This window comes from Pseudomonas sp. BNK-45, assembly GCF_047456255.1.
Taxonomy (GTDB): Bacteria; Pseudomonadota; Gammaproteobacteria; order Pseudomonadales; family Pseudomonadaceae; genus Aquipseudomonas.
The window spans coordinates 1,161,497-1,174,187 of record NZ_CP179909.1 but is presented as its reverse complement, the minus strand read 5'-3'; the positions used below and the strand labels follow the sequence as shown (position 1 = coordinate 1,174,187).

Annotated in this window: 12 protein-coding genes; 2 read left to right on the top strand and 10 right to left on the bottom strand. The window is 61.2% G+C overall.

From position 1 onward, the window contains the following. Window positions 1–207 precede the first annotated feature (207 nt). Entirely contained in the window at window positions 208–1,584 is a 1,377-nt protein-coding gene (locus tag ACMGG8_RS05400) for a glutamine synthetase family protein (protein WP_047306546.1), read from the top strand. Window positions 1,585–1,719: 135 nt separating this feature from the next. After that, on the top strand, window positions 1,720–2,358 hold the full coding sequence (locus ACMGG8_RS05395; RefSeq protein ID WP_060841610.1) for a TetR/AcrR family transcriptional regulator: 639 nt from the start codon (window positions 1,720–1,722) through the stop codon (window positions 2,356–2,358). A 4-nt stretch (window positions 2,359–2,362) separates the two neighbouring features. On the opposite strand, the gene coaA is transcribed toward ACMGG8_RS05395, so the two are convergent. The 10 genes from coaA to argA all read right to left on the bottom strand — a co-directional run bounded on the left by coaA (window position 2,363) and on the right by argA (window position 12,554). Further along, complete coding sequence (gene coaA / locus ACMGG8_RS05390) at window positions 2,363–3,280, bottom strand: type I pantothenate kinase (protein WP_060841611.1); 918 nt, start codon at window positions 3,278–3,280, stop codon at window positions 2,363–2,365. Window positions 3,281–3,397: 117 nt separating this feature from the next. After that, entirely contained in the window at window positions 3,398–3,613 is a 216-nt protein-coding gene (locus tag ACMGG8_RS05385; RefSeq protein ID WP_011064106.1) for a TOBE domain-containing protein, read from the bottom strand. 109 nt (window positions 3,614–3,722) lie between these two features. After that, window positions 3,723–4,529, bottom strand: a complete 807-nt coding sequence (gene ssuB / locus ACMGG8_RS05380; RefSeq protein WP_414159273.1) for an aliphatic sulfonates ABC transporter ATP-binding protein — start codon at window positions 4,527–4,529, stop codon at window positions 3,723–3,725. Further along, window positions 4,526–5,314 (bottom strand): aliphatic sulfonate ABC transporter permease SsuC, encoded by a 789-nt coding sequence (ssuC, locus tag ACMGG8_RS05375; protein WP_060841613.1) that lies wholly within the window; start codon window positions 5,312–5,314, stop codon window positions 4,526–4,528. Before ssuC ends, ssuB begins: the two co-directional genes overlap by 4 nt. 9 nt (window positions 5,315–5,323) lie before the next feature. Then, the gene (ssuD, locus tag ACMGG8_RS05370) at window positions 5,324–6,472 is read right to left on the bottom strand and encodes an FMNH2-dependent alkanesulfonate monooxygenase (protein WP_060841614.1); all 1,149 of its coding nucleotides are present in this window, start codon (window positions 6,470–6,472) and stop codon (window positions 5,324–5,326) included. Between the two features lie 24 nt (window positions 6,473–6,496). Then, on the bottom strand, window positions 6,497–7,462 hold the full coding sequence (locus ACMGG8_RS05365) for a sulfonate ABC transporter substrate-binding protein (RefSeq protein WP_060841615.1): 966 nt from the start codon (window positions 7,460–7,462) through the stop codon (window positions 6,497–6,499). A gap of 91 nt (window positions 7,463–7,553) precedes the next feature. Beyond that, the gene (gene ssuE, locus ACMGG8_RS05360; RefSeq protein WP_060841616.1) at window positions 7,554–8,147 is read right to left on the bottom strand and encodes an NADPH-dependent FMN reductase; all 594 of its coding nucleotides are present in this window, start codon (window positions 8,145–8,147) and stop codon (window positions 7,554–7,556) included. Between the two features lie 311 nt (window positions 8,148–8,458). After that, window positions 8,459–9,097, bottom strand: coding sequence for a peroxiredoxin (locus tag ACMGG8_RS05355; protein WP_060841617.1), 639 nt, complete (start codon window positions 9,095–9,097; stop codon window positions 8,459–8,461). Window positions 9,098–9,370: 273 nt separating this feature from the next. Further along, window positions 9,371–10,756 (bottom strand): OprD family porin, encoded by a 1,386-nt coding sequence (locus tag ACMGG8_RS05350; protein ID WP_414159272.1) that lies wholly within the window; start codon window positions 10,754–10,756, stop codon window positions 9,371–9,373. A 499-nt stretch (window positions 10,757–11,255) separates the two neighbouring features. Further along, window positions 11,256–12,554, bottom strand: a complete 1,299-nt coding sequence (gene argA, locus ACMGG8_RS05345; protein WP_016967643.1) for an amino-acid N-acetyltransferase — start codon at window positions 12,552–12,554, stop codon at window positions 11,256–11,258. Between the last annotated feature and the right edge of the window lie 137 nt (window positions 12,555–12,691).

The window sequence follows — 12,691 nt, the reverse complement described above, 5'->3', positions numbered from 1 at the left end:
CCCCGTAAAAAATACAACACGGCCCGCTCAAGCCTGCGCTACCCGAGGCAGTCGAGTCCCAAAAAATGCCCTGTTTTGCCCCAAAAGAGCCTTGGTAGCCCTTTATTAGGGCGTAAAGAGCCTTACTTGACTTCGGCATGCCGTTCGGGTTGACTGAAACCAGAAAAGATCAATGATTGATATTTTTAACAACAAAGGTGTTGCATCATGTCGGTACCCCCGCGTGCCGTTCAGCTTAACGAAGCGAACGCGTTCCTTAAGGAACATCCTGAGGTTCTGTACGTTGACCTTCTGATTGCGGATATGAATGGTGTGGTGCGCGGCAAGCGCATCGAACGCACCAGCCTCCACAAGGTTTACGAGAAAGGCATCAACCTGCCGGCCTCCCTCTTTGCCCTGGATATCAATGGCTCTACGGTGGAAAGCACCGGCCTGGGCCTGGACATCGGCGATGCTGACCGAATCTGCTATCCGATCCCCGATACCCTGTGCAATGAACCCTGGCAGAAGCGCCCAACCGCGCAGCTGCTGATGACCATGCACGAGCTGGAAGGCGATCCGTTCTTCGCCGATCCACGGGAAGTGCTGCGTCAGGTCGTGACCAAGTTCGACGAACTGGGACTGACCATCTGCGCAGCCTTCGAACTGGAGTTCTACCTGATCGACCAGGAGAACGTGAACGGCCGTCCACAGCCTCCACGCTCACCGATCTCCGGTAAACGCCCGCATTCCACTCAGGTCTACCTGATCGACGATCTCGACGAATACGTCGACTGCCTCCAGGACATTCTGGAAGGTGCCAAGGAGCAAGGCATCCCGGCCGACGCCATCGTCAAGGAAAGTGCCCCGGCGCAGTTCGAGGTGAACCTGCACCACGTGGCCGACCCGATCAAGGCCTGCGACTACGCGGTACTGCTCAAGCGCCTGATCAAGAACATCGCCTACGACCATGAGATGGACACCACCTTCATGGCCAAGCCTTACCCGGGCCAGGCGGGCAACGGTCTGCACGTCCACATTTCGGTTCTGGATAAAGATGGCAAGAACATCTTTGCCAGCGAGGATCCCGAGCAGAACGCCGCACTGCGTCACGCGATCGGCGGTGTGCTCGAGACCCTACCGGCGCAGATGGCCTTCCTCTGCCCGAACGTCAACTCCTACCGTCGTTTCGGCGCCCAGTTCTATGTGCCGAACTCGCCGAGCTGGGGCCTGGACAACCGTACCGTGGCCATTCGCGTACCGACGGGCTCCGCTGATGCGGTGCGCATCGAGCACCGGGTCGCCGGTGCCGACGCCAACCCGTACCTGCTGATGGCATCGGTCCTGGCGGGCGTGCACCACGGCCTGACCAACAAGATCGAGCCGCCGGCACCGACCGAAGGCAACAGCTACGAGCAGAACGAACAAAGCCTGCCGAACAACTTGCGCGATGCCCTGCGCGAGCTGGACGACAGTGAAGTGATGGCCAAGTACATCGATCCGAAATACATCGATATCTTCGTGGCCTGCAAAGAGAGCGAGCTGGAGGAGTTCGAACACTCCATCTCCGACCTCGAGTACAACTGGTACCTGCACACCGTGTAAGCGGTTGTCGCAAAATAAAGAACGCCGCGCAGCTCACCGCTCGCGGCGTTTTTTTTGGGCTCGGATCCATGGTCGGCGGATTCAGGAATCCTCGCACTGTCGCGTACAATGCCCGCTGCCCAGTAGGAGACACCGATGACGCGCACCGCCCCGCTTCGCAAACCCCGTGCACGTAGCCAGGCCCGGATCGACTCGATACTCGAGGCCGCCCGGACCCTGCTGGCCAGCGAGGGCGTGGCCAGCCTGTCGATCTACAGCGTGGCCGAACGGGCGCAGATTCCACCCTCATCGGTCTATCACTTCTTCGCCAGCGTCCCGGCCCTGCTGGAGGCCCTGACCGCCGATGTGCACGCTGCGTTTCGTGCCTGCCTGCAAGCCCCCATCGACCACCACCGGCTCCAGGGCTGGCGTGACCTGTCACGCCTGGTGGAACAGCGCATGCTCGACATCTACGGCGCGGACGCGGCGGCCCGCCAGCTGATCCTCGCCCAGCACGGGCTGACCGAAGTCACCCAGGCCGATCGCCAGCACGACCTAGAGCTCGGGGACCTGATGCACACACTGTTCAATCAACACTTCGAACTGCCGAGATTACCCGCCGACGTGGACGTGTTCGCCCTGGCCATGGAGCTCGGGGACCGGGTGTATGCCCGCTCGGTGCAGCAGCACGGGCAGATCACCCCGCGCATGGCCGAGGAAGGCATGCGCGTGTTCGATGCCTACCTGAGCCTGTATCTACCGCCCTACCTGCCCAAGCGCCCAGCGCCACTCTGAGCGCTCAAGCTTGCCGCAGTAGCAGCCTGTCGATGCTGTGATCCGCTGATTTGTGAATGATCAGGTTGGCCCGTTCCCGGGTCGGCAGGATGTTTTCGATAAGGTTCTTCAGGTTAACCCTATCCCAGGTATCGGACGCCACCGACAACGCCTCGGGGTCCGAAAGCCCCTTGTACTTGTTGAAATAGGAATCTGCCGCTTGGAAAGCGGTGTTCTTCAAGTAGACAAAACGCTCCAGATACCAGGCCTTGATCGCTTCCTCGGACGCGTCGACATAGATGGAGAAGTCGATGAAGTCCAGGGGATTCAAGCCCTGGCCCCGCTCCCCCTGCAGCACATTCAGGCCTTCGAGGATGATGATGTCCGGCGCCTCCACCGACTGCGCCTCATCGGCCAGGATGTCGTAGCGGACATGGGAATAGATGGGAATCCGCGCCGCCTCGCCCCTGCGGCACACGGCCTGGAGAAAATCCACGAACAGCGGTTCATCGTAGGACTCGGGAAACCCCTTGCGATGCAGGATATTTTTTTCCTGCAGGGTGGCCAGGGGGAACAGAAACGAATCCGTGGTCACCAGGTGCACATTGGGCTTGCCCGGCCAATAGGCCAGGAGCGCCGCCAGGACCCGGGCAAAACTGCTCTTGCCCACCGCCACGCTGCCGGACACACCGATCACATAGGGGGCCTTGAAGCCGGCCTGGGGCACCTTGAGCGACTGCACCTGGGCTGCATGCAAATGCAGCAGGCGCGACAGGGGCAGCAGGATCTGCCGCACCTCTTCGGACGCCATGGGCTGGGTCGGGCTGGTCAGCGAGTCCATCTCGGACGGCGACAGGTTCATGGGTTCTCCGGCCCGCAACGCCGACCAGTGGTCGCGATCGAACTCCAGATACCCTGCGTTTGGACCCTGCTCTGTTGTCATGTTTACTGTTCAGGTCTTGCCGAAAGCAGGGAAAGTATCAAATCTGACCGGTATTTACAGCGCCCATGAAAAAGCCCCGAAGGGCTCGCACCCTTCGGGGCTGATCTCTGGCATCGCTCATAGCTTGGCGATCGACACCTCGGTGGACTTCACAAAGGCAATCACTTCGCTGCCGATGGACAGTTCCAGCTCCTTGACCGAACGGGTGGTGATCACCGAAGTGACAATCCCGGAAGCGGTCTGGACATCGATTTCCGAGAGCACGTCGCCTTCGACGATTTCCTTGATGGTGCCCTTGAACTGGTTGCGTACGTTGATGGCTTTGATGGTCATGGTATTTCTCCTAGGGTCGAAAAACAGAGCTGCAAGCTTCAAGCGCTCAGCGGCAAGCACAAGCGCGACGCTCTTGCTTGCCGCTTGCAGCTGAAAACTTGCCGCTGCTCTAAAGCGCCCAACGCAACTGCGTGGGCAAGGGTGAAACAGGTTCCGGTTCCGGCGGCGAGCCGGGCAGTGACAGCACGCGGTTGAGGACTTGGGTTTCCAGGGCCGCCAGGCGATGGGAACCGCGCACGCGCGGACGCGGCAGCTCGACGTGCAGGTCCAGCCCCACCTCGCCGTCCTCGATCAGGATCACCCGATCGGCAATCGCCACCGCCTCGCTGACATCGTGGGTCACCAGCAACACGGTAAAACCGTGCTGCTGCCAGAGGCGTTCGATCAACTGCTGCATCTCGATCCGGGTCAGGGCATCCAGCGCCCCCAGCGGTTCGTCCAGCAGCAACAGCCGCGGTTGATGGATCAGGGCCCGGGCCAGCGCCACACGCTGCTTCTGGCCACCGGACAGCGCCGCCGGCCACTCATTGGCGCGATCGGCCAGGCCCACCGCCTCAAGGGCTTCCAGGGCCTGGGGCCGCCAGTGGCCCACCAGACCGAGTCCGACGTTGTCGATGACTTTCTTCCAGGGCAGCAAACGCGCTTCCTGGAACATCAACCGGGTGTCTTCGATGGCGGCGCTCAAGGGCGCGGAGCCCGCCAGCAACTCCCCGCCCGAAGGCTGGTCGAGTCCGGCCAGCAGGCGCAGCAAGGTGCTCTTGCCGCAACCGCTGCGCCCCACCACCGCGACGAACTGGCCGGCGGGAATGTGCAGGTCGATTTCCCGCAGCACCTGGCGCGAGCCGAAGGTCTTTTGCAGTTTGCGCACGGCCAGGGGAATGCCCCGCAGCAGCCGTGGAGGTTGTTGAGCCGTCATTGGGCACCGCCTTTGGCCACTTGGTAGGCCGGATGCCAGCGCAGCCAGACCCGTTCCAGGCCACGTGCGGCCAGATCCGCCAGCTTGCCGAGCACCGCGTACATGACGATGGCCAGCACCACCACGTCGGTCTGCAGGAACTCCCGGGCGTTCATCGCCAGGTAGCCGATGCCGGAGCTGGCGGAGATGGTTTCGGCGACGATCAGGGTCAGCCACATGAAGCCCAGGGCAAAGCGCACGCCCACCAGGATCGAGGGCAAGGCCCCCGGCAGGATCACCTGGCGAAACAGCGCAAAGCCGGACAGGCCATAACTGCGCGCCATCTCCACCAGCGCCGGATCGACGTTGCGGATGCCGTGGTAGGTGTTGAGGTAGATGGGAAACAGGGTGCCCAGGGCCACCAGGAAAATCTTCGCCGACTCATCGATGCCGAACCACAGGATCACCAGGGGGATCAGCGCCAGATGCGGCACGTTGCGGATCATCTGCACCGAACTGTCCAGCAGCCGCTCGCCCCACTTCGACAGGCCGGTGATGAAGCCCAGCGCCAGGCCGATACCGCCACCGATGACAAACCCCAGCCCCGCACGCCAGCCACTGATGGCCAGGTGGGTCCAGATATCACCGCTGCGCACCAGACTGATCCCGGCTTCGATCACCGCGCTGGGAGCCGGCAGGATGCGGGTCGACAGCCAACCCGCCGACACCGACAGTTGCCACACCGCGAGCAGCAGCAAGGGCAGGGCCCAGGGCGCCAGACGCTGCACTATGCGTTGTCCATTCATGGCCGCACCTCAGCTCTGGGACGCGGCTTTGGGAATGATGTCGTTGGCGACCATCTCCCCGAACGGGCTGACGTAACCGGCGGCTTCGGGCAGCTTGGGCCGTTCGATATCCAGGTGCGGGAACAGCAACTCGGCCACGCGATAGGACTCTTCCAGGTGTGGATAACCGGAGAAGATGAAGGTATCGATGCCCAGGTCCGCGTACTCTTTCATCCGCGCCGCCACGGTCGGGCCGTCTCCCACCAGGGCGGTGCCGGCCCCGCCACGCACCAGGCCGACACCGGCCCAGAGGTTGGGGCTGACTTCCAGCCGGTCGCGACGGCCGCCGTGCAGGGCCGCCATGCGCTGCTGCCCAACGGAGTCGAAGCGCGCCAGGGACGCCTGGGCCCGGGCGATGGTGTCGTCGTCCAGATGGGAAATCAGGCGTTCGGCGGCCTGCCAGGCTTCGGCATTGGTTTCCCGCACAATCACGTGCAGGCGGATGCCGAAGCGCACGCTGCGCCCAAGCTTGGCGGCCTTGTCGCGCACCTGCCGGATCTTCTCGGCCACGGCGGCCGGCGGCTCGCCCCAGGTCAGAACCATGTCCACCTGCTCGGCGGCCAGGTCCTGGGCGGCTTCCGAAGAACCACCGAAATACAGCGGCGGGCGCGGTTGCTGCAGCGGCGGATAGAGCAACTTGGCGCCCTTCACACTGATGTGCTGGCCGTCGTAATCCACGGTTTCGCCTTCCAGCACCCGGCGCCAGATACGGGTGAACTCCACCGACGCCTGATAACGCTCTTCATGGTCGAGGAACAGGCCGTCACCGGCCAGTTCGTCCGGATCGCCACCGGTCACCAGGTTGAACAGCGCCCGGCCGCCGGACAGTCGATCCAGGGTCGCCGCCTGGCGCGCCGCCACCGTCGGGGAAATGATCCCGGGGCGCAGGGCGACCAGAAACTTCAGGCGCTGGGTCACCGGAATCAGCGAAGCCGCCACCAGCCAGGAATCCTCGCAGGAGCGTCCGGTGGGGATCAGCACGCCACCAAACCCCAGGCGGTCGGCGGCCTGGGCGATCTGCTGCAGGTAAGCATGATCCACGGCGCGGGCGCCTTCGGCGGTGCCAAGGTAATGGCCGTCGCCGTGAGTGGGCAGAAACCAGAAGATGTTGAGGCTCATGGAGTTGTCTCCTAAGGGGTCGATTTACGGCGCTTTGGCCACGGCGGCGGTGGGCGTCCAGATCACGTCTTTGATGCTCAGCGGCTTGGGAATCAACTTGAGCTGATAGAAGCTGTCGGCGATTTTCTGCTGCGCGGCGATCACCTCCGGAGTCAGGAAGCCCGCGCCGTAGCCCTGGCGCTTCACCGAGGTCAGGGTGATCTCAGTGGGCAGGCCGAGCAGCGGCGCCACCTGCTCGGTGACCTCCTGCGGATTGGCCTTGGACCACTCGCCCACCGCCCGCACTTCTTCCACCAGGGCCTTGATCACCTCGGGGTGCTGTTGCGCATAGGGTTTGGTCGCCAGGTAGAACTGGTGGTTGTCGACGATGCCGCTGCCATCGCGCAGCGTGCGCGCCTGCAGTTGCTGCTCGGCCGCCGCCTGGTAAGGGTCCCAGATGACCCAGGCGTCGACGCTGCCACGCTCGAACGCAGCGCGGGCATCGGCCGGCGGCAGGAACACGGTCTGGATATCGCTGTACTTGAGGCCGGCGTCTTCCAGGGCGCGGACCAGCAGGTAATGAACGTTGGAGCCCTTGTTCAGCACCACTTTCTTGCCCTTGAGGTCCTGCACCGACTTGATCGGCGAGTCCTTGGGCACCAGGATCGCCTCGCTATGGGGCGCCGGTGGTTCGTAGGCCACGTAGAGCAGGTCGGCACCGGCGGCCTGGGCGAACACCGGCGGGGTTTCGCCGGTCACGCCGAAGTCGATGGAACCGACGTTCAGCCCTTCCAGCAACTGCGGCCCCCCCGGAAACTCGGTCCACTTCACGTCCACGCCTTGCTGCGCCAGGCGCTTTTCCAGGGTGCCCTTGGCCTTGAGCAGCACCAGGGTGCCGTACTTCTGATAACCGATACGCAGGGTTTCGGCTTGAGCTTGAACGATGGCGCCGAAGGACACAGCCGCAGCAAACAGAGCGACCAGACCGCGACGCAAAATGACAGGGCGCATGGCGCTCTCCTTTTTGCTGTGGGGGTTGTGGCTGCACCTGCTTGCCCGTTGGCGGGCGAGTAAGGTCAGTACTTCACATCAGGGGTGTGGCTCAAATGCTCCAGCGAGCACTCAACAGACGTTCATTCAACAGGTGTGGATCCAGCGGCTTGGGGCGGCGCGCCATGGCGCTGTGGAACTGCTCCAGCGCTTCACGCAGGCGCAGTTCCAGGGCCTCGGCCAGCTGCGGCTGGACACTGCCTTCGCCGTAGGCGATCTGGCTGTCCTCGGCAAAGATGCCCTGGAGCATTTCCTGGGCCTTGAGCGCCGAGAGCACGGGCTTGAGGGCGTAATCCACCGCCAACATATGGGCGATGCTGCCGCCGGTCGCCATGGGCAATACCACCTTGTGGCTCAGGGCACGCTCCGGCAGCAGGTCGAGCAGGGTTTTCAATGCCCCGGAAAACGACGCCTTGTACACCGGCGTAGCGATCAACAGGCCATCGGCCTGGTCGATCTGTTGCAGCAAGTCGATGACCTTGGGGCTGTCGAAGCGGGCGTGAAGCAGATCCTCGGCCGGGAAGTCCCGCACCTGGTAACTGACCACTTCCACGCCGTTGTGCTGTAACCAGCGCTTGGCCAACTCCAGCAGCACCCCGGAACGGGATCGCTGACTGGGACTGCCACCGAGAGAGACCACCAGCATTCGGGGGATTCCTTGAACTAGATAAGCGATTCGCGGGATGCGATCTCGCCGGACTGCACAGACCTTAACAGCCTATTTATATATCCATAAATCTTATTTTTTCATTTGTTTATTCCTTAAATGAATATAAGTAATGGTGATTTCCAGGCAAAAAAATAGGCCGTCGAAACGGCCTTAAAACCCCTGCTTTATGGTTCTGTTACCCCTGCATTCAGCGCAGGAGCGGGCTTGCCCGCGAAAGGATCGGCGAAATTTGCACCGGTCTCACCGCCGCCTTCGCCGGCAAGCCGGCCCCTGCAGCGGTGAGCGGGTCAGCGATTGGGTTGTGGAGTCAGGCGCAGGTAAGGCTTCACTGCGCGATAGCCTTTGGGAAAGCGGCGCTTGATCTCGTCTTCATCCTTGAGCGAAGGCACGATCACCACTTCGTCACCGTCCTGCCAGTTGGCCGGCGTGGCCACCTTGTAGTTGTCGGTGAGTTGCAGCGAGTCGATGACCCGGAGAATTTCGTTGAAGTTGCGCCCGGTGCTGGCCGGATAGGTAATGGTCAGGCGAATCTTCTTGTTCGGGTCGATGATGAACAGCGAACGCACGGTCAGGGTGTCGCTGGCATTGGGGTGGATCAGGTCGTAGAGGTCCGACACCTTGCGATCGGCGTCCGCCAGGATCGGGAAGTTGACCCGGGTGTTCTGGGTTTCGTTGATGTCTTCGATCCACTTGTGATGGGAATCCACCGGGTCCACCGACAGGGCAATGGCTTTCACCCCGCGCTGGGCGAATTCATCCTTGAGCTTGGCGGTGAAGCCCAGCTCGGTGGTGCACACCGGGGTGAAGTCCGCCGGATGGGAAAACAGCACGCCCCAGCTGTCGCCCAGCCACTCGTGGAAACGAATCTTGCCGGCACTGGAATCCTGTTCGAAGTCGGGGGCGATATCGCCCAGTCTGAGGCTCATGGCTGCTGCTCCTGTGAGTGCGTGATGGAGCTACTCTGCCTGCGCCTGAGCTTATTTAAAAAGAATAAATATCGATTTATTAAGAACTACAAGGAATATTAAAAATCTCTTCACTGGACGCGCGCGCCGGCGAAGACCACCCTTCTCAACAAGGTTCGAGAAGGCCTTGAGTCGCTGTACAAAGAGGGGAAATCAGGAAGGGCTCACGGGGGTGGGCCTGACTTGAAGCAATACCTCGCCCGGCATTGCGCCGGGCGAGGCTTGAACCGCGAATTACTTCAACGGGATCGAGTAGCTGACGATCAGACGGTTTTCGTCCTGGTCGCGCTGGCCCGGAATGTCGTTACGCCACATGGCGTTTTTCCAGGTCAGACCCAGGTTCTTCAGCGGACCTTGCGGAACCACGTAGGACAGGGTCAGGTCGCGTTCCCACTCGGTGCCACCAGTGCCCAGAGTCGGGTTTTTATCAGCGCCGATTTTGCCGGCGGTGTCGATGTTGTTGCCGCGCAGGTAGATGATGCCGGCGGTCAGGCCAGGCACGCCAACCTTGGCGAAGTCATAGGCGTAGCGAGCCTGCCAGGTACGCTCGCCGGCACGGGCGAACTTCTGGATCTGCATGTCGGTGATGGTGCTGTTGGACGAGCCGTCACCCTGGTTCAGCCAAGGGAAGTCGCTGTCACCGTTGCTGTACTGGTAGCCGCCACCGAAGGTGTGACCTTCAACCGAGTACAGAGCCAGGTAGCTGTACAGGTTGTTATCAACTTTACCTTTGGTAGTAGTGCCACCGTAGTAGCCCGACGTGAAGTAAGCAGAGGTATCGCCGTTAGAGCCATTGTCGCGGCTGCGATAGTAGCGCAAGTCACTCTTAAGTACGCCAGGACCGATGGACCAGTTGTGTACCAGGCCCAGGAAGTTCTGCGAGTAGAAGTCTTTCAGCTCACCGTAGTAGTACGAAGCGGTCAGATCCTTGGTGATCTTGTAGTCAGCACCACCGTAGTAGAACTTGTTGCTGAACTTGCCCTTGCTGAAGTCAGAACCACCGTTGGCACCCGCAATCGACAAACCTTCGTTATTAGTCGAGTTACGACCTTTAGCGTGTTCGATCTGACCTGCGGTCAGGGTCAGGTCCTTGATCTCGTTCGAAGTGATCTGGCCGCCCTGGAAGGTTTGTGGTAACAGACGACCGTCGTTGTACTTGATCACCGGGTTGTTCGGTTGCAGGGTGCCGATCTTCAACTCGGTCTGGGAAACCTTGACCTTGCCGGTCAGGCCCAGGCTGGAAAAGTCGTTGACCGCCTCAGCGTTGTTGCCGTTGGTAGAGTGAGTCGGGAATACGGTACCGCCGTAAGAAGTCTTGGTCGCTCCATTAGTACCACCGCCGGAGTCCAGACGAACGCCCAGCAAGCCGATCGCATCCAGACCGAAACCTACAGTGCCTTCGGTGTAGCCAGAGGTGAAGTTGAAGATGAAGCCTTGGCCCCACTCTTCCTGCTTGTTCTGGGCTTTGGCGGCTTTGGTATCACTGTCACGGTTATCGGTATTGATATAGAAGTTACGCAGCCCCAAGGTGGCCTTGCTGTCTTCGATGAAACCGGCGGCGCCTGCCTGCTGCGCCAAAACCCCTACGGCCACAGCCAGGGCCAAGGTGGACTTGTTCATGTTTCGCTCCTCTCGTTTCTAATTCTTGTGGTTCCTGGCCCCGGATCGAACGCCCGGGTGCCACAGATGCGCGATTAGCGCCAGACCGTGACTGATAAGTCAATCGTAACGATCTGTGTCTACGACCATGGTCTAATCGCCGTAATTTGGTCCCTGCAGGGTAATGAATTACTCATAAACCCAAAAAGAATTGTTTAATTCTTTTTCATGCCTTTCAGGAATAAAGCTCGCCACTAATACGCTGAACGTCCCAGCGTAGACGCTCACGAGCTTATGACTGAAAAGATTTTTCCCACTCCCGCGGCCCATGATCCGATGCGTTTTGGGCGCAAAACGTCAAACAGGATCAAAAAAGCGACGCAATCATGGCTAAGAGCCTATCCTCCCGTCAATTTGTTACAGTTTTTGTATCGAAATGAAATTTTTCTGACATGTCCATAAAGCACAACGCCTCGATCCGGGGACCGAGGCGTTGCAGTTTGCGGGACGAGCGGAAGGCTCAGAGAGCCTTCTCGAAGATCTTCGAGTTGCGCTGATAGTTGTACAGCGAAGCCCTGGCCGACGGCAGGCGCTCGACGCTGCTGGGCACAAAGCCCCGCTCACGGAACCAGTGCGCGGTGCGGGTGGTGAGAACGAACAAGGTTTTCAGGCCCTGGGCCCGGGCCCGGGCCTCGATCCTTTCCAACAGTTCATCGCCACGTTTGCCATGGCGATATTCCGGGTTTACCGCCAGACAGGCCAGTTCGCCGGCATCGGAATCGGCAATCTGATACAAGGCCGCGCAGGCAATGATCATGCCCTCGCGCTCGACCACGCTGAACTGTTCGATCTCGCGCTCCAGCACCTCGCGGGAACGCCGCACCAGGATGCCCTGCTCTTCCAGCGGACTGATCAGATCCAGCAACCCGCCGACGTCTTCAATCGCCGCCTCGCGCACCCGCTCGAACTGCTCCTGGGCCACCAGGGTGCCGCCACCATCACGGGTGAACAGCTCGGTCAACAGCGCGCCATCTTCGGCATAGCTGACGATATGGCTGCGCCCCACCCCGCCACGGCAGGCCTCGGCGGCGGCATCCAGCAGTTCGGCCTGGTAGTTGCTGCCCAGGCGCTGCAGGTGGGCCGGCACCTGTTGCGGACGCAGTTCGCGCACCAGCTTGCCGTTTTCATCCAGCAACCCGGGGTCGGCACCGAACAGCAGCAGCTTGTCGGCACCCAGGTCGATGGCGGCGCGGGTCGCCACGTCCTCACAGGCCAGGTTGAAGGTTTCACCGGTGGGCGAATAACCCAGGGGCGACAGCAGCACGATGGAGCGTTCATCCAGCAGGCGGTTGATGCCCTTGCGATCGACCCGGCGCACCTCGCCGGTGTGATGGAAATCGACGCCTTCCAGCACCCCGATCGGACGCGCCGTCACCAGGTTGCCGCTGGCCACCCGCAACCGCGAGCCCTGCATCGGCGAAGAAGCCATGTCCATGGACAGGCGCGCCTCGATGGCAATGCGCAGCTGGCCGACGGCGTCGATCACGCACTCCAGGGTCGCGGCATCGGTGATGCGCAGGCCGTGATGGTAATGCGGCGTCAGGCCACGAGCCGCCAGGCGCGCTTCGATCTGCGGGCGGGAACCGTGCACCAGCACCAGACGCACCCCAAGGCTGTGCAGCAGCACCAGGTCGTGAACGATATTGCCGAAGTTGGGGTGTTCAACACCGTCGCCGGGGAGCATGACCACAAAGGTGCAATCCCGGTGAGCGTTGATGTAGGGAGACGCGTGGCGAAGCCAATTGACGTATTCGGGCATGAACCTGAGCCTGTAAATAAATAGCAGCCTATAAAAGGACGAAACGGAAAACGCACAGCGGGCTGATGGTTATCGTCGGAACAGGCTTGGCAACACGCTTACTCTCCTCAATGGGTACGGACAGGAACACCGGCAAT